The 20,828-nt window shown below is 71.1% G+C and carries 14 protein-coding genes; 5 read left to right on the top strand and 9 right to left on the bottom strand.

Features of this window, described 5'->3' with window-relative positions; genetic code table 11:
- Positions 1 to 78: 78 nt before the first annotated feature.
- Positions 79 to 1,392 carry an aspartate aminotransferase family protein gene (locus Vse01_RS21755; protein WP_093411074.1) on the top strand — a complete coding sequence of 438 codons (1,314 nt, stop codon included), beginning with the start codon at positions 79 to 81 and terminating at the stop codon, positions 1,390 to 1,392.
- 71 nt (positions 1,393 to 1,463) lie between these two features.
- Here Vse01_RS21755 and Vse01_RS21750 read toward each other — a convergent pair whose 3' ends face one another.
- The 9 genes from Vse01_RS21750 to Vse01_RS21710 all read right to left on the bottom strand — a co-directional run bounded on the left by Vse01_RS21750 (position 1,464) and on the right by Vse01_RS21710 (position 9,577).
- Entirely contained in the window at positions 1,464 to 2,120 is a 657-nt protein-coding gene (locus tag Vse01_RS21750; protein ID WP_093411077.1) for a response regulator, read from the bottom strand.
- Entirely contained in the window at positions 2,117 to 3,271 is a 1,155-nt protein-coding gene (locus Vse01_RS21745) for a sensor histidine kinase (protein ID WP_093411079.1), read from the bottom strand. The genes Vse01_RS21750 and Vse01_RS21745 overlap by 4 nt, the downstream gene beginning before the upstream one ends.
- A gap of 23 nt (positions 3,272 to 3,294) precedes the next feature.
- Complete coding sequence (locus Vse01_RS21740; RefSeq protein ID WP_093411082.1) at positions 3,295 to 4,044, bottom strand: hypothetical protein; 750 nt, start codon at positions 4,042 to 4,044, stop codon at positions 3,295 to 3,297.
- Positions 4,041 to 4,937, bottom strand: a complete 897-nt coding sequence (locus Vse01_RS21735) for an ABC transporter ATP-binding protein (RefSeq protein WP_093411084.1) — start codon at positions 4,935 to 4,937, stop codon at positions 4,041 to 4,043. The genes Vse01_RS21740 and Vse01_RS21735 overlap by 4 nt, the downstream gene beginning before the upstream one ends.
- 169 nt (positions 4,938 to 5,106) lie before the next feature.
- On the bottom strand, positions 5,107 to 6,159 hold the full coding sequence (locus tag Vse01_RS21730) for an HAD-IIIC family phosphatase (RefSeq protein WP_093411086.1): 1,053 nt from the start codon (positions 6,157 to 6,159) through the stop codon (positions 5,107 to 5,109).
- Entirely contained in the window at positions 6,156 to 7,292 is a 1,137-nt protein-coding gene (locus Vse01_RS21725; protein WP_198413267.1) for an acyl-CoA dehydrogenase family protein, read from the bottom strand. The genes Vse01_RS21730 and Vse01_RS21725 overlap by 4 nt, the downstream gene beginning before the upstream one ends.
- Before the next feature lie 23 nt (positions 7,293 to 7,315).
- Positions 7,316 to 7,564 carry an acyl carrier protein gene (locus Vse01_RS21720; protein ID WP_093411088.1) on the bottom strand — a complete coding sequence of 83 codons (249 nt, stop codon included), beginning with the start codon at positions 7,562 to 7,564 and terminating at the stop codon, positions 7,316 to 7,318.
- Positions 7,565 to 7,595: 31 nt separating this feature from the next.
- Positions 7,596 to 8,447 carry a 3-hydroxyacyl-CoA dehydrogenase family protein gene (locus Vse01_RS21715; protein ID WP_093411090.1) on the bottom strand — a complete coding sequence of 284 codons (852 nt, stop codon included), beginning with the start codon at positions 8,445 to 8,447 and terminating at the stop codon, positions 7,596 to 7,598.
- A 26-nt stretch (positions 8,448 to 8,473) separates the two neighbouring features.
- Positions 8,474 to 9,577, bottom strand: a complete 1,104-nt coding sequence (locus Vse01_RS21710) for a ketoacyl-ACP synthase III family protein (protein ID WP_093411092.1) — start codon at positions 9,575 to 9,577, stop codon at positions 8,474 to 8,476.
- A gap of 183 nt (positions 9,578 to 9,760) precedes the next feature.
- Here Vse01_RS21710 and Vse01_RS21705 point away from each other — a divergent pair, with 183 nt between their 5' ends.
- The 4 genes from Vse01_RS21705 to Vse01_RS21690 form a co-directional block, all read left to right on the top strand.
- On the top strand, positions 9,761 to 11,500 hold the full coding sequence (locus tag Vse01_RS21705; RefSeq protein WP_170863638.1) for a condensation domain-containing protein: 1,740 nt from the start codon (positions 9,761 to 9,763) through the stop codon (positions 11,498 to 11,500).
- Positions 11,497 to 18,753 carry a non-ribosomal peptide synthetase gene (locus Vse01_RS21700; protein ID WP_093411096.1) on the top strand — a complete coding sequence of 2,419 codons (7,257 nt, stop codon included), beginning with the start codon at positions 11,497 to 11,499 and terminating at the stop codon, positions 18,751 to 18,753. Before Vse01_RS21705 ends, Vse01_RS21700 begins: the two co-directional genes overlap by 4 nt.
- Positions 18,750 to 20,387 carry an amino acid adenylation domain-containing protein gene (locus tag Vse01_RS21695; protein WP_093411098.1) on the top strand — a complete coding sequence of 546 codons (1,638 nt, stop codon included), beginning with the start codon at positions 18,750 to 18,752 and terminating at the stop codon, positions 20,385 to 20,387. The genes Vse01_RS21700 and Vse01_RS21695 overlap by 4 nt, the downstream gene beginning before the upstream one ends.
- A 126-nt stretch (positions 20,388 to 20,513) precedes the next feature.
- On the top strand, positions 20,514 to 20,828 hold a 315-nt coding region (locus Vse01_RS21690; RefSeq protein ID WP_507762954.1), incomplete at its 3' end, for a hypothetical protein.

Below are 20,828 nucleotides of genomic sequence, written 5' to 3'. Positions count from 1 at the left end.
GACTGTACGGCTCTGCTTAACAGCGACAGCGGAAATGTGCGATGGACGTGCCTTAGCGGGGCTGCCTAGCGTCGGCTCATGGCTGATTCGTTCTGGTCCGACGCCGATCGTCACCTGGTCCGCTACATCGGCGCGGGCAGCTTCGTCCGCGAGATCATCGACCGCGCCGAAGGCAGTTTCGTGTTCACTGCCGACGGCCGCCGCCTGCTCGACTTCACGTCCGGGCAGATGAGCGCCATCCTCGGTCACTCCCACCCGGCTGTCGTGGCCACGATCCGGCAACAGGCTGCCACCCTCGACCACCTGTTCAGCGGCATGCTGAGCCGGCCCGTGGTGGAACTGGCCCGCCGCCTCGCCGGCTCCCTGCCCGCGCCGCTCGAGAAGGTTCTGCTGCTCACCACCGGCGCGGAGTCCAACGAGGCGGCGATCCGGATGGCGAAGCTGGTCACCGGCCGGCACGAGATCATCTCGTTCGCCCGGTCGTGGCACGGGATGACGCAGGCGGCGGCGGGCGCCACCTACAGCTCGGGACGCAAGGGGTACGGTCCTGCGGCGCCCGGCAACGTCGCGATCCCCACGCCGAACGCGTACCGGCCCGACTTCACCCTTCCGAGCGGCGAGCTGGACTGGCGGCGTCAGTTGGAGTTCTCGTTCGAGCTGTTCGACGCCCAGTCGGTGGGCAGTCTGGCGGCGTGCATCGTTGAGCCGATCCTCAGCTCCGGTGGCGTGATCGACCTGCCGCCGGGATACCTCGCGGCGCTGCGTGACAAGGTGCACGAGCGCGGCGGGCTGCTGATCCTCGACGAGGCGCAGACCGGTCTGTGCCGCACCGGCGAGTGGTACGCGTTCCAGCGTGACGGCGTCGTGCCGGACATCCTGACCCTGTCCAAGACGCTCGGTGCCGGCCTGCCGTTGGCTGCGGTGGTGACCAGCCCGGAGATCGAGCAGACGGCGCACGAGCGCGGTTTCCTCTTCTTCACCACGCACGTCTCGGACCCGCTGGTGGCCGCGGTCGGCAACACGGTCCTGGACGTGCTGGAGGCCGACCGGCTCGACGAACAGGCGGCGCACCTGGGCGCGTACCTCCGGAAGGGGTTGCGGGAGATCGGCCAGCGACACCCGGTGGTCGGCGACGTGCGCGGCCGCGGGCTGCTGGTCGGGCTCGAACTGGTAAGCGACCGGGAGTCGAAACGACCGGCCGACGCGCTGGGCGCCGCCGTGACCGGGCGGTGCCTGGAGCTGGGACTGCACATGAATGTGGTGCAGTTGCCGGGCATGGGCGGCGTGTTCCGCATCGCGCCGGCGCTCACCTCCACCCATGCCGAGCTGGACCTGGGCCTGGAGATCCTCGACCGGGCGCTCGCCGACGTGGTGCCGCAGTTCACGGCCTAGCAGTCAGAAACCCGGGTGGCCGATGGCGTCGTGCCCGCCCCTGGCGAGGAGGCCACTCCACGACCACCCGTTCAGGCACGTGGTTCGACCAGACCGTTGTCGTACGCGAAGATGACGGCCTGGATGCGGTCTCGCGCCCCGATCTTGGCCAGGATGCGCCCGACATGCTTCTTCACGGTGGATTCGGTGAGGGTGAAGCGTTCGGCGATCTCGGTGTTGGTGGCGCCCTGGCCGATCGCTTCGAGGACCTCTCGCTCTCGCTCGCTGAGCGTGGTGAGTCGAGGGTCCGCACGGATGGTCGACGCCGGTTTCTGGAGGTAGGCGTCCATCAGCTTGCGGGTCAGGCTGGGGGCCACCACCGAGTCTCCGCTCGCGACGGCGCGGATGCCGGCGATCAGCTCCTCGGGGCGGGCGTCCTTGAGGAGGAAGCCGCTCGCGCCGGCCCGCAGTCCCGCATACACGTACTCGTCCAGGTCGAATGTGGTCAGGATCAGCACGTGGGTGCGGGAGCCGGCCGCGGTGATGCGGCGGGTGGCTTCGATGCCGTCCATGCCGGGCATGCGTACGTCCATCAGCACCACGTCGGGCCGGGTCTGCTCGACTTTCCGTACCGCCTCGGCGCCGTTGGTGGCCTCGCCGACCACACTGAAACCGGGTGTGCCGTCGAGCAGCATCTTGAAGCCCATCCGTTGCAACTGCTGGTCGTCAACGATCAGGACGGTGGTCATGCGGGCTCCTTGAGGACTACGTCGACGAGCCAGCCGTGCTCGGTCGGGCCGGCGGTCACCACCCCGCTGTACATGGCGGCGCGTTCCCGCATGCCGAGCAGGCCGTGGCTCGGGGCGGCGGGTCTGCCACGGCCGTTGTCGCGTACCCGTACCCGTACCTCTCCATAGGAGGCAGCGAGAGTGACGTCCGCGGTCGCGCCGCTTCCCGCGTGTTTGAGGGTGTTGGTGAGCGCCTCCTGAACGATGCGGTAGACCGCGAGCTGCACGCCTCGGCCGAGGGTGTGCAACTCGCCCGAGGTCGAGTAGGTGACCGGCAGCCCGGCCGCCCGCACGCTCGGCAACAGCCGGTCGAGATCGTCGATGCCCGGCTGCGGGCTCAGTTGCGGATCGTTGTCTCCTTCGCGCAGCACGCCCAGCACCCGGCGTAGCTCGGACAGCGCCTGCCGGCCGGTGTCACCGATCAACCGGAGCGGTTCGGCGGACTGCTCAGCCCGCGAGGTCGCGAGCGCGGCACCGCCGTCGGCCAGGCCCACGATGACCGAGACGTGATGGCCGACGATGTCGTGCATCTCGCGGGCCACCCGGGCCCGCTCCTCGGCGACGGCGAGGCGGGCCCGCTGATCCCGCTCGACCTCCAGGCGGGCGGCGCGGTCCTCGAGAGCGATGAGGTACGCCCGGCGGATGCGCACCGCGATGCCGGACGCGACCGCGGCAACTGAGGTGCCGATCACCAGGAACAGCGTGATGGTGCGGTTCTCCGTGACCGGATTGATCAGATAGATCTGGGCGACCAGCAGCGCGAGGGTGATCCCCGAGGCCCAGGCCAGCGCCCGCCACGAACCTCGGGAGGCCACGCCGAACAGCATCACGAGCAGGATCACTCCGGCGCCGACGCCGACGTCCAGCAGTCCCTCTGTCAAATCGATGGCCGCGGTGACCAGGAACGCCGGGAACGGGTACCGCCGTCGCCAGTACAGCGGCGGTAGCAGGACCAGGGTCGCGATCGTCGCCGAGAGGGGATTCTCGATGATGTTCGGGATGCTGAAGAGCACGATCGGGACGGCCACCAGGGTGTCCATCACCCACGGGCGGCGCCGGTCGAAGGCTCGTAACCGTGCCTGCCGGTCCACCAGCCATCCCTGGGTGCTCATCACCGGATTCTCCCTCTACCCGCTCATGCGTCGGTCGTCTTCAGCCGGTACGCCGTCGCGGCGAGCGTCACGACCACGTACCCGGCGAAGACCGCGAGGCCGGCCCACGGGGCCAGGGTGCCGTCGGAGTGGGTCAGCGTCATCACGGCGCTGCCGGCGTTGCTGGGCAGGTACGGGGTGATGGCCTCGGAGATCGAGTCCGGCAGCAGAGCGGCCAGACCGGGCACGATCAGCAGCAGGCCGGCCAGGATCGCGATAGCGCCGGCGCTGGAGCGGACGAGCATGCCGAGCGCGACCCCGAGCACCGCGACCAGGCCGAGATAGAGGCCGGCGCCGAGCAGTGCCCGCAGCACGCCGTCGTCGCCGAGGTCCAGAGCACCGATCTCGGCGTTGAGCACGGCCGACCCCGCCACGAAAGCGGCGAAGGTGCCGGCGGTCATCGTGACGAAGGCGGCCGACCCCGCCACGAGGCTCTTCGACCAGAGCACCGGCAACCGGCGCGGCACCGTGGCGAAAGTCGCCCGGATCATGCCGGTGGTGTATTCGCCGGCGCCCAGCAGCGCGCCGAGCACGCCGACGGACAGCGCGGCCAGGGCGCTGCCGGACAGGGCGAGGTCGATCGAGGTCAGGTTGTCGCCCGAGAAGGAAGCCGAGGCGATCATGCCGAAGGCGATCAGGAGGAAGACGGAGATGCCGGTCGTGATCCAGGTGGAGCGCAGCGAGGAGAACTTGGTCCATTCGGCGGCGACGACGCCACCAGGAGTGATCTTCATCGGGAGGCCTCGTATTCGACAGCGTCGCGGGTCAGGTCCATGAACGCCGCTTCGAGGGAGGCGTTCTGCGGGGTCAGTTCGAACAGCGGGATGCCACGGGATGCCGCGGCAAGCCCGATCACGCGGGCGGAGGCGCCGGCGACGAGCAGTTCCTCCGCACCGGTCGAGGTGACCGTGACACCCGGGCCGGCAATCGTCGTGCGCAGCGCGTCAGGGGCGGGAGTGACGACCCGGACACCCTCGGCCGTCACGAGTTCGGCCACGGTGGTGTCGGCCAGCAGCCCGCCCCGGCCCACGATGACCAGATGGTCTGCGATCAGCGAGACCTCGCTCATCAGGTGCGAGGACAACATCACGGTGCGGCCCTCGGCAGCCAGGCCGGTGAGCAGCTTGCGCACCCAGAGGACACCCTCCGGGTCGAGGCCGTTGACCGGTTCGTCGAGCATCACCACGGCCGGGTCACCGAGCAGGGCGGCGGCGATGCCGAGCCGTTGGCCCATGCCGAGGGAGAAGGCGCCGACCCGCTTGTGGGCGACGGCCGAGAGACCGGCCAAGCCGAGAACCTCATCGACGCGCGAGCGCGGAATGCCGTGCGTACGGGCCAGGGCCAGTAGGTGGCTGACCGCCGTCCGGCCGGGGTGCGCGGCCTTGGCTTCGAGCAGCACGCCGATCTCGCGCAGCGGCGCCTTCGACGACGCGTACGGCTTACCGTTGACCAGCACGTCGCCGGCGCTCGGCGCGTCGAGGCCGACCACCATCCGCATGGTCGTCGACTTGCCGGCCCCGTTGGGGCCGAGGAAGCCGGTGACCTGTCCGGGCTTCGCGGTGAACGACAGGCGGTCGACGACCGTCTTCGTGCCGTACCGCTTGGTTACTTCACGTATCTGAATCATGCCCGCAACGCTAGGTGCGCCCAGCGTCAGGTCCGTGGTACCGCAGTCGACACTTTCCGCGCGCCCGTGGTACTCCGGTACCACCGACAGCAGTCTCCTGGGTATGTCGGACAGCGGATGGGCGGCACACCTGCCCTTTGTGCTTGCCGCACCAACGTCGCTGCGTACGTCAATCCGCGATCAGCCGGACGAAGGGCGGCACGGGCGGAATGACGTCCAGATCTGCGCGCAGTGTCACATGCTGATCGGCCCGATCGATCTCGCGGAAGCCGGCGAAGGCATAGGTGATCTGCATCATCCTGTTCCGGCCGGTCTCGACCAGGTCCGCGTGCAGCTCGACGCAGGCATCCCGCGCCTGCCGCATCAGGTGGCTGAGCACGATCCCCCCGACGCCGCGGGACATCACCCGGCACGACATCAGCAACAACCGTAGCCGCCAGACCTTTTTTGACGTCTCGATCAGGACGAGCCCGATCTTGCCGTAGGAGCCGAAGCGGTCGTCGAGGGCGACGACATAGAGACGGTGGTCGTCTGAGGCGCGCGACTTGTCGAGGTCGTCGTAGGAGTACGTCCGACCGGTCGAATTCAGCTGGTTGGTGCGGATTGTCAGTTCCTGGGCCCTTTGCAGGTCGGCCCGGGTGGCGGATTCGATCCGGACGACCAGCCCCAACTGGGAGAGGAACTCGTCGGGGGTGCCGACGAACCGCTTCTCCTCGTCGTCGCGTCGGATCTGGTTGCGGTACATCTGGCGGCGATCCCGCGACTCGTCGGTGCGGAACCGTGGCTGGAATGCCGGTGTCCGCATCGCCTCGACGAGTTCCGCCGGGTCCATGCACAGCACCTGCGGACACGCCATGGCGACCTCCGCCCGCTCGAACTCCTGATCGTCGACGAAGGCGATCGTGTCGAGCCCGATGTTGAGCTTCTCGGCGATCTGCTGAACGGAGTGTGACTTGGCGTTCCACCCGATCTGCGGACAGAGGAACATCTCGGCGAGACCACTTCGCGCTATCTGTGTCCAGGCCGCCTGGTGATCGTTCTTGCTGGCGATGGAGTGCAGAATCCCCAACCGGTCGAGCGCCTCGATCGCCTCGACGACCTCCGGCTTCACCGTCACCGTCGCGTCCTCCAGCAGGACGCCGGTCCAGATCGTCTGGTCGAGGTCCCAGACCACACATTTGATCCGACCGTGCCGCTCCTCCTCGCACGGGTCGTCGCTCACCGAACATCCTTTCGGTACGCGTCGGCCGCGATCGTGATCCGCTGGATCTCGTTGCTGCCTTCGATGATTTCCATGACCTTGGCGTCGCGGTACAAGCGCTCCACCAGATGGCCGGGGGTGCAGCCGACGGCACCGTGGATCTGCACTGCCTCGGCGGCATGTCGGGCGGCAGCGGTCGAGGCGAAGTACTTGGCCACCCAGGTGGCCATCAGGGTGTCCGCGTCGCCCTGGTCCTTCAGCCGCCCGGCGGCCTCGTAGAGCAGTCGCGCGGCCCGGGTGTCGGTGACCATGTCGGAGAGCTTCGCCTGGATGAGCTGCCTGTCGCGCAATGCTGTGCCACCGACCTTGCGGTGCGCGGTGTATTGGGCGCAGGCGTCCAGGCAGGCTTGGAGGATGCCGACCGAGCCGGCGGCCACGCTGTAGCGGCCGAAGTCCAACACACCTGTCATCACCATGCCGTTCACGAAGCCGTCCGGACCGACGAGGGCGTCCGGTCCCACCCGTACCCCTGTCATGGTGAGCCGTGCGAGCATGCTGCCGCGGGTGCCCAGCATGCCGGGGATCGGCGTAACCGTCAGCCCTTCGCTGGCGCGGGGCACCAGGAAAGCGGCGATGCCGGCGCCGGTGCGTGCGAACACCAGGAACAGGTGCGCCCGTTGGCCTCCGGTGATCCACGTTTTGGTCCCGTGCAGGACCCATCCACGTTCGTCCCGGACCGCTCGGCTGGTCAGGTTCACGGCGTCGCTGCCGGCGTCCGGCTCGGACAGGCAGAAGGCCCCCAGCACCGATCCGGCGGCCAGGCGCGGGAGCCACTGCTCCCGTTGCCCGGGCGTGCCGAACCTCAGCAGCGCCCAGGAGACCATTCCGTGCACGGTGAGCAGGCTGCGTACCGATGAGCAGGCGTGTCCGATCTCCTCGTGCACCTGACCCACCGTCAGCATCGAGGCGCCCTGCCCGCCGTACCCGACCGGTAGGAACGGTGCCCACAGTCCGGCCGCGCCGACACGGTCGAGCGTCTCCGACGGGATGCTGCCGGCCTGATCGAACCGGGTGGCCAGCGGTGCGAGGTGGGTCCGGGCGAAGCAGCGGGCCGCAGCCCGATCCGTTGGTACGCGTTCGGTGCTCGCAGCCATCGGTGACATCGCCGGTACCGCCGTCACACCGTCGCGGACTGACGGTCGACCAACGCGCTTATCGCGTCGATGCTGCGGAAGCTGTCGATCCGCATCTCGTCGCTGGGCACGGTGAAGCCGAAAGTCTTCTCCACGAACATCACCAGCTCCAGCGCGAACAACGAGTTGACCAGGCCGAGCGCGAAGATGTCCTCATCGTGGGCGATCTCCACGTGCGGGAACCGCTGCTGGAGGAACGCGGCGACGACGGCGCTGGGGTCGTTGTGGGACATGTGTTCCCCTCCTGTGCTGGTAGCCGGGTAGTCAGGCGGTCGGGCCGTACTCGTAGAAGCCACGACCGGACTTGCGCCCGTGCCGGCCGGCGTTGGCCATGGTGCGCAGCAGCGGGCAGGGCCGGTACTTGCTGTCGCGGTAGTGCTGGTAAAGCACGTCGATGCTGTGCAGGATGGTGTCGACGCCGATCAGGTCGGCAGTCTCCAACGGGCCCATCGGGTGGCCGAAACAGCTCCGAAAGACCTCGTCGACCGCTTCGGCGGTGGCGACGCCCTGGTGGACCAGGAAGGCCGCTTCGTTGACGGTCAACATCAGGACCCGGTTGGAGATGAAGCCGCAGACGTCCTTGACGTCGATGGCCTTCTTGCCCATCGCGTTCAGCAGTTCACGGGTACGCCGAACCGTCTCGGCCGAGGTGTGCTCACCTGCGATGAGCTCTACGGCGGTCTTCATCGGTACCGGGTTCATGAAGTGCACGCCGACCAACTGCTCCGGTCGGCCGGTCACCGCTGCGAACTCGGTGATCGGAATAGCGGACGTGTTGACGACGAACACCGTCGCCGGATCGCAGATCCGGTCCATCTCCAGGTACAAGGCTCGTTTGAGGTCCCACCTCTCGGGGATGTTCTCGATGACGAAATCCACCTCGGCGAGCGCCTTCGGATCCACGCCGGTGCTGATCAACGCCATCGCCGCAGCCGTGTCCACGGCAGGACCGCCGAGCATCCGGCTCATCCGCAGCTGCGCCTCGATCTTCTGCAGAGCCGCGTCGAGAACCTGCTGTTCGGTGTCCACAAGGACCACCCGATGCCCGGTCTGGGCCAGGTTCTGCGTCACGCCGATCCCCATCACGCCGGCTCCGGCAACGCCGACAACGCTCATGGTCGGGTTCCTCTCCTCAGGTCAGATCACACGTCCGTCTCGGGAGCTGGTGTGATGTCCAGGAACGCCGTCGGTCGTCGGCTGGGTCCGGCGCTGCCCGGCTCCGGCTGCTGTCCGAACCGGTCACCGACGGTGAAGTCACCGGGATCGCCGACGACCTCGACCAGTACCATGCTCCAGGCGGCCACGGGACTGGCGCTGATCAGCACGGCCCGCTCACCCTCGCGCAGCCGCCCGGTCCCGATCTCGGTCGCCAGGTTGAGCAGGACGTCGTTCGCGCCGAGATGGCCCAGGTCGCGCAGGTTGTCGTGGCAGGCCGCCGCGATTGTCACGCCGAGCGTCTCCTCAAGGAACCGGAACCCGCCCAGGGACAGGTTGTGGCACACATTCCGGGCCACGTCCCCCGGCGCGAGCCCGTTGCGGTCCAGCAGGCGTCGGTACATCGCGCCCAGCCGGTCACGGCTCTCCAGCGCCAGGGTGAAGGAGTACTCCTGGAGATCGCGGCACTGCTCGGACCAGCGGGCCGACGGGCGGTCCCGGTAGTCCACCCGGAACAGGTCCCAGTAGTGGCCGTTGGTCTCCTGCAGGACGTCGAGAACGCGCAACGGCCCCTCCCTCGAGACGACCGCGGCCATGCCCCCGTCGCCGCTGACCGTCACCGGGTGCCGGTAGCGCCGCGGCGTGGCCGGCGTACTGCCGTGCACGACGAGGACGTCGCTCAGATCCGGATCGGCGGCCAGCAGGCCGCGCGCCACCAGCAGCGCCGGCGTCATCGACACACAGCCCAGCCCGCCGACGGAGAACGTCAGCGCCCGGTCGGCGCCGAGGTGCGCCTGCAGCCGGGTCTCGGCGGAACTCATCAGCGTGGTCGGCGCACGGGACTCGACCGCGACCAGGGCCCCGATCTGATCCGCGCCGAGGCCGGCGGCGACAAGCGCCCTGCTGGCGGCGCCGGCGGCCAGGTGGAGCGCGTCCAGCTCCGGATCGGTGCGAATCCGCTCGATCCCGAGGTCGGCGCAGAGCTGCCGCTCGGCCGGCCCCAGGTACGCCAGTTCCGGCAGCTCGGCCACGGCGACCGACCGTTCCGGCAGGAACGACGCCACCGTGCGTAGGGCGAACGTCCCGGACATGTCGCCGCCTCTCCCCGGTTTCCGCTGACCCTGCCGACTCTGCCGGCCCCGCCCGGCCGCTGGCAGAGAAGGACGGGCAGAGGCGGGGCTGCTGGTCCGGCTCTGGTCCGGGCCCGCCCGTGGGCACCACTCTCGGAACCGATGCCGATGCCGATGCCGATCGCCGGTGAAGGGGGGCCACTGATGTCGGCCCGAGTTGGTACCGCGATGAACATCCCGCCGCCGATCCGGCCGGTGCCGCGCACCGGCGTGCTGCGGCTGTCACCCGGGCAGGAGCGGCTCTGGTTCCTCGACCGGCTGCACAGCGGCGGTACCGGGTATCTCATCCGGTCACACCTGCGCCTGCGCGGCGCATGGGATCCCGCGGTGTTCGAGCGCGCCGTGACCGAGGTCGTCCACCGGCACGAGGTGCTGCGCACCCGGTACGAGGACAACGCCGGCGATCCCGTGCAGGTCATCGATCCACCCGGCCCGGCCGACGTCACGGTCGTGGACCTTTCCGGCGGCCCGGCGGGGGATCCGCATGCCGCGACCCGGGCGGCGGCGATGCTCGACGCGGCGGCGGCCCGGCCGTTCGACCTGCGCCGGGAACACCCGCTGCGAGTCGTCGTGGTACGGCTTGCGCCCACCGAACACCTGGTCGGGCTCACCCTGCACCACATCGCGGTCGACGGTTGGTCGTGCGACATCCTGATGCGCGAACTGGATCAGGCGTACCGCGCGCTCGCGGCCGGCCGGCCCCGGCCGGCGCCACCGCCGGTGCAGTACGCCGACGTCGCGGCCTGGCAGCGGAGCCGTCGGGAGGCCACCGGCACGTCCGGCATCGAGTACTGGCGGGACCGGCTCGCCGGGCTGGACCCGGTCACACTGCCCACCGACCGGCGGCGCGATGCCGGCCGCGACCGGCGCGGCGACGTGTTCACCGTCGACGTGCCGCGGCACGTCGCCCGGCTGGTCGACGGCATCGGCGAGCGGCACGGCACGACCGCGTTCATGACACTGCTGGCCGCGTTCAAGGTGCTGCTGGCGCACCGGACCGGCCGCACCGACATCGCGGTCGGGTTAGCCGACGCCGGGCGGGACGAGCCGGAGACCGAGGACCTGATCGGCTTCTTCATCAACACCCTGGTGCTGCGGACCGACCTGTCCGGCGGGCCGTCCTTCGTCGAGGTGCTGCACCGGGTGCGCGAGACGGTGCTGAGCGCACTGATGCACAACGACGTGCCGTTCGACGACGTCGTGGCCGCGGTCCGACCCGGCCGGGACCCCGCCCGCAACCCGCTGTTCGACATCATGTTCCAGGTCCTCCACACCTCCGGTACGCCCGGCACGCTCGGCGGTGCCGCGGTGGAGCCGCTGCCGGCGACTGCCACCGCCGCCAAGTTCGACCTGGTGTTCACCGTTCACCGCACGGCAGCGGGCGACCTGCAGTGCATGCTGGAGTACGCCGCTGATCTGTTCGACCGGACGACGATGCAGTGGCTCGCCGAGGACTACGTGGCGCTGCTCGAGCGGCTGGCCGGCGCTCCGCAGGTCCGCGCGGTCCAGCCGGCCCCGACGCCCGGCGCGCCGACCACGGCGGCCATCCCTGCGACACAGCCGGCAGCCGCCCCGGTGCCGCCGTCCGGCCCGGTCGAGCAGGCCGTCGCCGGAATCTGGTCGGCTCTGCTCGACGTCGACGACATCGCCGCCGACGACGACTTCTTCGACCTCGGCGGCAACTCGCTGCTGGTGATCCGGGTGCGCGCCGCGCTGCGGCGCACGTTCGCTGTCGATCTGCCCGTGCAGGTCCTGTTCGAGGCCGCCACGGTGGCCGAACTCGCGGCTGCGGTCACCGCCGCGGTCCGCGCCGACGTCGGCCGAATGTCCACCAGCCAGGTGCAGGGCGTACTGCTCCGGGCCGCCCCGAAAGGAACCCGATGACCGAGATGTTGGAGTCGCCCAGCCTGCACGAACAGCTGCTGGAGCGCCGGCTGCACGGCCTGGAGACGTTCACCGAGCCTGGTATCCCTCAGGTGTCACGGGCCGTCGCGCCGCCGCTGTCACCCGCGCAGCGCCGGCTGTGGATTCTCGACCAGCTGCGTCCCGGTGGTGTCGAGTACGTGGTCCAGATCGCGCTGCACATGGTCGACCACCCCGGCAGCCGGCTCGACGTCGCCGCGTTGCAGGCCGCGCTGGACGGGCTGGTGGCGCGGCACGAGGTGCTGCGCACCCGCTACCCGGCCGGTCCCGACGGTGAGCCGGTGCAGCTGATCGACCCACCCGCCCCAGTCCCGTTGCCGGTCCGGGACCTCACCCACCTCGACAGCGAGACCCAGGGCACGCTGCTCGACCAGCTCATGTCGGTCGACCGCGAGCCGGTTGACCTGGCCGCCGGGCCGGTCTTCCGCGCGCTGCTGGTCCGGCGTGAACCGGACCAGAACCTGCTGCTGCTCACCACCCACCACATCGCGATGGATCTCTGGTCGGAGAACCTGCTGGTGGACGAGCTGCGCCGCCGCTACACCGCCGCCCTCGACAATCGCCCCGCCGACCTCGCCCCGCTGTCGGTGCAGTACGCCGACGTCGCGGCCTGGCAGGGACAACGGATCGCCGAGCTGCGCGGCACCCAACTCCCGTACTGGCGTCGGCAGCTCGCCGACGCCACGCCGGTGGACCTGCCGACCGACCGGCCGCGGCCGGCGGTACGCGACGCCGCCGGCGACATCGTGCCGTTCACCGTGCCCACCAGCGTGGCGGCGGCGCTGGGCCGGCTCGCCCGCGCGCACCGCGCCACGCCGTTCATGGTCCTGCTGGCGGCGTACGCGGTCGTCCTCGGACGGTGGAGCGGCCGGACCGACGTCACGGTCGGAACGCCGGTCGCCGGCCGTGGGCACGACGACACGCACAACCTGATCGGACTCTTCCTCGACACCGTCGTGGTGCGGGCCGACCTGGAAGGCGACCCGACGTTCGGTGACCTGGTCGACCGGGTCCGTGGTGCCGCGTTGGGCGCGATGGCCCACCAGGAGCTGCCGTTCGATCAACTCGTCGATGACCTGGCACCGGTCCGCGACCCCGCGCGCACTCCGCTGTTCTCGACGATGCTCGTCTGGCAGGAGGCCGGTCCGGGCGGCTTCCACGCACCCGGCCTGGACGTCGAGCAGGTACCGATCCCGTTCGCCGACGCCAAGGTCGACCTGACCTTGGCGGTGGCCCCCGGCCCGGACGGCACGCTCGCCGGTGCCCTGGTCTACGCGACCAGTCTGTTCGACCGCGACACGATCGAGCGGTTCGCCGCGCAGGTCGGGCAACTGCTGGCAGGTGTCGCCGCGGCGCCGGACACCCCGCTGTCCGCCATCACCATCCTGCCGCCGACCGAACGCGAGTTGCTGCTCGACGGCTGGAACGACACCGCGTCCGACGTGCCGGCCGGCACGGTGCCGGAGCTGTTCCGGGCCCAGGTGGCCGCCACCCCGGACGCGGTGGCCGTACGGACCGAGGACGGCAGCCTGTCCTACGCCGAGCTGGACGTCCGGATCACCGCGCTGGCGCACCGGCTGCGTGCGCTCGGCGTCGGCCCCGAGTCGGTGGTCGGGGTGTGCCTGGAACGCGGCCCGGAGCTGGTGACCGCGCTGCTGGCCGTGCTCACGGCCGGCGGGGCCTACCTGCCGCTGGACACCGAGAGCCCGGCCTCGCGGCTGGAAGACCAGCTCACCGAGGCCGGCGTGCGGATCGTGGTGACCGACCGGACGACCGTCGGCCACACCACGCGGACGCTGGTCCGGCCGGACGCCGTCGATGGCGCCCCCGACGGCCCGCTCGGCGCCGCCCTCCACCCGGACCACCCGGCGTACGTGCTGTACACCTCCGGCTCGACCGGCCGACCCAAGGGCGTGGTGATCACCCATCGGGCGCTGCTGAACCGGCTGACCTGGATGCAGCGCGAGTACCCCCTCGACGGCACGGACCGGGTGCTGCACAAGACGCCGTACGGCTTCGACGTCTCGGTCTGGGAGCTGTTCTGGCCGCTGGTGACCGGCGCGACGCTTGTGGTCGCCCGTTCGGGCGGGCACCGCGACCCGGCGTACCTGGCTCGGGTGATCGCTGAGCACGGCGTGAGCACGCTGCACTTCGTGCCGTCGATGTTGCGGGCCTTCCTCGACGAGCTGCCCGGCCCGCTGCCGTCGGTGCGGCGACTCTTCGCCAGCGGCGAGCCGCTGCCCGCCGAGGTGGCGGCGACCGTGCATACGAAGATCGGCTGCCCGTTGTACAACCTCTACGGTCCCACCGAAGCCACGATCGACGTGACCGCGGCCTGGTGCCGGCCCGGGGAGCCGGTCACGATCGGCCGGCCGGTCGCCAACACCCGCGCCTACGTCGTCGATGCGGACCTGCGCCTGCAGCCGGTCGGCGTGCCCGGCGAGCTGGTGCTGGCCGGCGTCCAGCTCGCCCGTGGCTATCTGCGCCCGGCGGACACGGCCGACCGGTTCGTTCCCGACCCGTTCGGCGCCGGGGGCCGGCTCTACCGCACCGGCGACCTGGTCCGGCACCGCGCCGACGGCACGATCGAATACCTGGGCCGGCTGGACCGGCAGGTGAAGCTGCACGGCAACCGCATCGAGCCAGGCGAGGTCGAGGCGGTACTCACCGCGTACCCGGACGTCGCCGCCGCCGTGGTCACCGTGCACGACGACCGGCTCGTCGCCTACCTCGAAGGCTCGGTCGATCCGAACGTGGTCGCGGCGTACGCCCGGGCCCGGCTGCCGCTGAACCTGGTGCCCACGCGCTGGATCGTCCTCGACGCGCTACCGCTGACCGCCGCCGGCAAGGTCGACGTGCGGGCGCTGCCGGCGCCGCCCGCGCATGTCGGGCCGGCCGAAGCGGAGCCGCTCACCCAGCTTGAGCGGACGCTCGCGGACGCGTTCACCGACGCGCTGGGCATCGACACGATCGGCCGGCACGACGCGTTCTTCACCCTCGGCGGTGACTCGATGCGGGCGATCCGGGCCGTCGGTGCGCTGCGGGCCGCCGGCCTGCCGGTGTCGGTGCACGACCTGTTCAGTCACGCCACGGTGGCCGAGCTGGCCGAACTGGTCGGTACGCGGGAACCGGTCGAGCCTGGCGCCGGCCCGTCGGCAGTGGCGTCGTTCGCGCTGCTGTCCGACGCCGACCGCGCGCTGCTGCCGCCGGGCGTGGTGGACGCGTACCCGATGGGCGAGATCCAGGCCGGGATGGTGTACGAGATGCTGGCCGCACAGCGGCCCGTCTACGTCAACGTCAGCTGCTACCGCATCGCCGACGAGCTGCCGTTCGACCTGGCCGACCTGCGCGCAGCCGCGGCGTTGCTGGTGCAGCGGCACGAGATCCTGCGCACCTCGTTCGCGCTCACCGGCTACACCCGGGCGCTGCAACTGGTGCACGAGACCGCTGAGGTTCCGGTGGAGCTGGACGACCTGCGCGACCTGCCCCCGGCCGCGCAGCGCCAGGTCCTGGACGAGTTCCTGATCGCCCAGCGCGACGTGCCGTTGGACCTGGCCATGCCGCCGCTGCTGCGCTACACGGTGCACCGCACGGGAGAACGCGAGTGGTGGCTCACCCACGTCGAGTGCCACGCCATCCTGGACGGGTGGAGCCAGACGTCGGTGGTCGGTGAGCTGATCCAGACCTACCGGACGCTGCGCCGGGGCGACACCCCGCAGCCGGCGTCGCCGCCCGCCGTCCGGTTCGCCGACTTCATCGCCGCCGAGCAGGAGTCGCTGGCATCGGCCGCCGATCGGGACTTCTGGACCGCCACCATCACGGCCACGGACAAGCTGGAGATCCCGGCCGGGTGGGGCGATCCGGAGGCCGGCGCGGACCGGACCGACGACGCGCCGGACTCGATCGACGTCGGGTACGCCGACCTGGAACCGGCGCTGCGCCGGCTGGCGGCCGACGCGGGTGTGTCGCTGAAGAGCGTGCTGCACGCCGCCCACCTCACGGCCTGGGGCGTGGTAACCGGGCGGCAGCGCTTCTCCGCCGGGCTGGTCGTCAACGGCCGGCCGGAGCTGCCACGCGGTGACGAGGTGATCGGCATGTACCTGAACACGGTGCCGTTCCCCGCCGATCTGACCGCCGCGAGCTGGCCGGACCTGGTACGGGCGGTCTTCGCGCAGGAGGCTCGGCTGTGGCCACACCGGCGCTACCCGATGGCGGCGATGCGACGCGACGGCCGGCACCTCTCGGCACTCGTCGACGTCAGCTTCACGTACCTGGACTTCCATATGATCGACTGGAGCTCCGGCATCGGTTTCGAGTCCGACTTCAGCCCGAGTGAGCTGCCGTTCTCCGCGGTGTCGTTCCCCGGCCGCCTGTGCCTGGTGGGCCGACCGAGCCGGATCCGACGGCCGTACCTGGAACTGGTCGCCCGCACCTACCGCCAGGTGCTCGCCGCGATGGCCGCCGGCCCGGACCGCGACCCGGCTGCCCTCCCGGACGCGGCACCGGCCACGGGGCCGCGCACCGTGACGCTGGCACGTGTCGACCGCGACCGGGTCCTCGTCGCGCCGAACCGCTCCGACCGAACCTGGCCCTCCGACGAACCGGTACACCGGCTGATCGCGCGGCAGGCCCGGTCCACACCCACCGCGGTCGCGCTGCGGCAGGGCGCCGTCAAGGTCTACTACGCCGAGCTGGACCTGCGCGCCAACCGGCTGGCACACCGACTGCGCGCGCTCGGCGTCGGCCCGAACACCGTCGTCGGCGTCTGCCTGCCGCGCACACCCGACCTCGCCGTCAGCATCCTGGCCGTCCTCAAGGCGGGCGGCGCGTTCCTACCGCTGGACCCGCAGTACCCGGTCGAGCGGCTGCGGTTCATGCTCGACAACGCGGCGGCCGCGGTGGTTCTCACCGCCGGCCCGCCACCGGCCGGCCTCACCGGGGTCGGTTCCGCGCAGGTGCCGACCGTCGACGTGACTCACGAGTCCGCCCTGCTGGACCTGCCGGTCACCGCGCCGCAGGAGACCGTGTCACCGGACGATCTGGCGTACGTCACCTACACGTCCGGCTCGACCGGGCGCCCCAAGGGCGTCGCCGTGCCGCACCGGGCCGCCCGCAACCTCCGGTACGCCCAGCAGGAGATCTTCGACGTCCGGCCGGGCGACCGGATGTTGCAGTTCTTCTCGGCGAGCTTCGACGCATCGGTGTCCGAGTTGCTCGCCGCGCTCACCGCCGGCGCCGAGCTGGTCCTGCCCGGGGTCGGCCGCGACCCGGGCGACCTGCGCGGCGAGGCAGCCACCCTCACCCACATCCTCCTGCCGCCGTCGATGCTGAGTCGGTTGGACCCGGCGGACTTCCCGAAGCTGCGGATCACCCTCGTCGGGGGCGAGGCGTGCCCCGCGGCGCAGGCCGACCGGTGGGCGCGGCACGCCGCGTTCGTCAACGTCTACGGCCCAACGGAAACGTGCGTATATGCCACGTATGCGCCGGTCCTCGCCGGCACGCCGGACCAGGTACCGCCGATCGGCACCCCGCTGGCGAACGTGCGTTGCTACGTCCTGGACGCCGAGCTGCGACCACTGCCCGCCGGGGTGCGCGGCGAGTTGTACGTCGCCGGCGCGGGGCTGGCCCGCGGTTACCTCGGCCGACCCGGCCTGACCGCGGACCGGTTCGTTCCGGACCCGAACGGAGCGCCCGGCAGCCGGATGTACCGCACCGGCGACGTGGTGTCCCGCGCGGACGACGGCGCCCTGTACTTCCACGGCCGCGGCGACCAGCAGGTCAGCGTCCGCGGCTTCCGGATCGAACTCGGCGAGGTGGAGCACGCGTTGCAGGTGCATCCGGCCATCGCGGCCGCGGCGGTCGCGGTCGCCGCGGCGGGCACCGAGGACGCGACGCTTGTGGCGTTCGTCCGGCTCACCGACGGCGCCGGCGGCGCTGCCCCCTCGGCTGCCGAACTGCGCGATCACGTCCGCCGCCAGCTGCCGGCACACCTGGTGCCGACCCGCTGCCACATCGTCGCCCAGTTCCCGGTAACCGCCTCCGGCAAGGTCGATCGCGCTGCGCTGGTGGCGGCCGAGCCGGAACCGGTCGCCGCGCAACTGGAGCGGGTGGCGCCGCGGACGCCGCTGGAGCGGGCGATCGCCGGTGCCTGGGAGCAGGCGCTGCGGCTGGACCGGGTCGGCGTCGACGACGACTTCTTCGACCTCGGCGGCCACTCGATGGCGATGATGCGAATCATCTCGCTGCTGCGGGAATCGCACGGCGTGGAGCTGACGTTCCGCGCCTTCCTGGAGCACCAGACCGTCGCGCGGCTGGCTGCCGCGATCGTTGCCGGCGCGGTCGGCATCCCGGAGCAGCCGGCCGAGGCCGGTAGCCGCAACTGCGCGATGCTGTGGCTGCGTCGCGGCACCGGCGCTCCGCTGTTCTGCATCCACCCGGGCGGCGGCAGCGCCCACTGGTTCCAGCGTTTCCTGCCCTATCTGGACCCCGAACTTCCGCTGGCCGCATTCGAGTGGCCGAAACCGCACGGTGACAACGCGCCGATCCCCACCGCCGACGAGATGGCCCGCCGGCACTTCGACGAGCTACGGGCCGTCCAACCGCACGGGCCGTACCGGATCTTCAGCTGGTGCGGCGGCAGCACCATCGCGGCGGCGCTCGCCACCATGCTGCTCGACGCCGGCGAGGAGGTGATCTTCATGCTTCTCGACCCGGTGCTGGACGCAAAGACCAGGCCGAAGTTCTACGAGCAGATGGGCTTTGTGCGCCGGCTGGAGAAGCTGGTCCTGGAGATCGACCGGGGTGGGCCGCAGATGGACACACCCGAACGCCGCGCCGAGATCATGGACCTGTACGGACGGGTCGCCAACGACATCGACGACAGCGAGGGTATGGCGCTGCCCGAGCGCGGCGTCGGCACCGCCTGGCCGCGGATGGTCCGCGTCTGGCGGGAATCGCTTGAGGCCCTGATCGAGTACCCGAACCCGACCTACGCCGGCAAGCTGCACCTCATCGTCAGCGACGCGCTCGCCAACAGCCGGCACGTGGTGACCTCCGGCCAGGCCTTCACCGACTACTACGCTCGGTGGGAGGAGCTGATCGACGGTGGCATCGAACTGCACCGGGTACCCGGAGACCACATCGGGATCATGAAACCGCCCCTGCTCAAGCACCTGACCGATGTGATCAGCGCGGTGCTGGGTGGCTCCCGATGACCACGACGACGACCGGCACGGCCGCACTCGGGCCCACCGCGCAGCAGCGGGCGTGGAACGCCACCACCCGCGGGTTCACCGCGGACGGCCCCGTGCACCGGCGGTTCGAGGCGCAGGCCCGGCTCCGACCGGACGCGGTGGCGGTGCGCTGGGCCGGCGGCACGTTGACCTTCGCCGAACTGGACCGGCGTGCCAACCGGCTGGCGTGGGCACTGCGCGACCGCGGGGTCGGACCGCAGACACCGGTCGGGATCCGGGTGCCGCGCGGCCCGCAGCTGGCGGTCGCCGTGTACGGCGTGCTGAAGGCGGGCGGCTACTACCTGCCGGTGGAGCCGACGCTCCCGGCCGAGCGGGCACATACCCTCCTGGCCGAGGCCGGTGCGCGGGTACTTGTCGTCGCGGCCGGCGGGGACAGTTGGTCCGTACCGGCCGGGGTAGCTGCGGTGTCCGCCGACCACCCTGTCCCGGACCGCCGTGAACTGTGCGGCCCCGAACCCGGCACCGACGCCGACTCCACCGCCTATGTGGTCTTCACCTCCGGCACCACCGGCCGACCCAACGGCGTCGAGGTGGCGCACCGGTCGCTGCACAACCTCTTCGCCTGGTGTCAGCGCACACACGGTTTCGGCCCGCACGACCTCGGCCTGTCGGTCGCCTCGTTCAGCTTCGACCTGTCCGTCTTCGACCTGCTCGGCCTGCCCGGGTACGGGGCCGGCGTGTACATCGCCGACGATGCGCAGCGACGCGACCCGGAACTGCTGATCGACGTCCTGCTACGCGAGCCGGTGACGTTCTGGAACTCCGCGCCGACGACGCTGGCCCACCTCGCGCCGTTGCTCGACGGACACCGCGACGACGCCGGGACGGGCGACCTTCGCCTGGTCTACCTCGCCGGCGACTTCCCACCGCTGACCCTGCCGGACGACGTGCGGTCGGTCTTCACCCGTGCGACGATCGTCAACCTTGGCGGCACGACCGAGACGACCGTATGGGCGAACTGGTACGAGGTCGGGGCGGTCGACCCGGCCTGGCGGAGCGTTCCGTACGGCCGGCCGATCGACAACGCCCAGTACTGGGTGGTCGACGAGAACCTGCGGCCGTGCCCGGTCGGCGTCCCGGGCGACCTGCTCATCGGCGGCGATGTCCTCGCGATCGGCTACCACGGCCAGCCGGAACTGACCGGGCAGCGGTTCATCCCGGACACGCTGGGACCCGACCCCGGGGGTCGGCTGTACCGCACCGGCGACCGGGCGAGCTTCGGCCCCGACGGTGTGCTGACCATCCTCGGCCGGGTCGACGGGCAGGTGAAGATCCGCGGCGCGCGGGTCGAGCTCGGGGAGGTCGAGCACCGCCTCCGCGGCCACGCTGACGTCCGGGACGTGGTGGTACTGGCCCGGCCGAACCGGGACGGCGACCGGGTGCTGGTGGCCTACGTCCGGCCGGCACCCGGCTGCCGTCCGACCGTACGGGAGCTGCGTCGGCATGTGGCGGCGGGACTGCCGGACTACATGGTTCCGGCGGCGGTCGTGTTCGTGGACGGCTTCCCAGCCACCGCCAACGGCAAGCTCGACCGCGCCGCGCTGCCCTGGCCGGCGCAGACCGGCAGCACGCACACGCTCGGTGCGCCGGGGTGAGCCGCGCAGCGGACATACGGCGGTCACGCGGCGCTGAGCGGTCTGTTGCTGGCCGGAACCGGTGCCGGCCTGCTCGCCGGATCGTCCCTGGCCGTACTGGCGTCCCGGCGGCTCGGGCCAGCTGCGATGAGCGCCGTCGCTGGGCCACTGGGACTGCTCGCCGCCGGCGTGGTCATCGACCGGGTGGGGCTCGTTCCGACCCTCCTCGGGGTCGCCACCGTCATCACCGTCGCGTCGGCGAACATCGTCATGGCGCTACCTCTGCTCCGGCCCGCACCCACGGTCGAGGCCACCGGCCTGCCGGCACGCATGTCGGCGCGACCCGGGCGCGGTGAGCAGATCCTCGATCCACCGGTACGGGCGGTCCGGTCCCCGCGGCCATCGGCCGCGGGGACCGTTCATCACCTGAACCTCGTAAGCGTCACGGGACCGGCCACCTCA

It is taken from the genome of Micromonospora sediminimaris (genome assembly GCF_016863575.1).
Lineage (GTDB): Bacteria > Actinomycetota > Actinomycetes > Mycobacteriales > Micromonosporaceae > Micromonospora > Micromonospora sediminimaris.
This window is presented reverse-complemented; position numbering and strand designations above follow the sequence as displayed.

Coding starts and splice junctions, on each gene's coding strand:
- Vse01_RS21755 (WP_093411074.1), top strand. CDS start 79: ATGGCTGATTCGTTCTGGTCCGACGCCGATCGTCACCTGGTCCGCTAC.
- Vse01_RS21750 (WP_093411077.1), bottom strand. CDS start 2,120: ATGACCACCGTCCTGATCGTTGACGACCAGCAGTTGCAACGGATGGGC.
- Vse01_RS21745 (WP_093411079.1), bottom strand. CDS start 3,271: ATGAGCACCCAGGGATGGCTGGTGGACCGGCAGGCACGGTTACGAGCC.
- Vse01_RS21740 (WP_093411082.1), bottom strand. CDS start 4,044: ATGAAGATCACTCCTGGTGGCGTCGTCGCCGCCGAATGGACCAAGTTC.
- Vse01_RS21735 (WP_093411084.1), bottom strand. CDS start 4,937: ATGATTCAGATACGTGAAGTAACCAAGCGGTACGGCACGAAGACGGTC.
- Vse01_RS21725 (WP_198413267.1), bottom strand. CDS start 7,292: ATGGCTGCGAGCACCGAACGCGTACCAACGGATCGGGCTGCGGCCCGC.
- Vse01_RS21720 (WP_093411088.1), bottom strand. CDS start 7,564: ATGTCCCACAACGACCCCAGCGCCGTCGTCGCCGCGTTCCTCCAGCAG.
- Vse01_RS21715 (WP_093411090.1), bottom strand. CDS start 8,447: ATGAGCGTTGTCGGCGTTGCCGGAGCCGGCGTGATGGGGATCGGCGTG.
- Vse01_RS21710 (WP_093411092.1), bottom strand. CDS start 9,577: ATGTCCGGGACGTTCGCCCTACGCACGGTGGCGTCGTTCCTGCCGGAA.
- Vse01_RS21705 (WP_170863638.1), top strand. CDS start 9,761: ATGTCGGCCCGAGTTGGTACCGCGATGAACATCCCGCCGCCGATCCGG.
- Vse01_RS21700 (WP_093411096.1), top strand. CDS start 11,497: ATGACCGAGATGTTGGAGTCGCCCAGCCTGCACGAACAGCTGCTGGAG.
- Vse01_RS21695 (WP_093411098.1), top strand. CDS start 18,750: ATGACCACGACGACGACCGGCACGGCCGCACTCGGGCCCACCGCGCAG.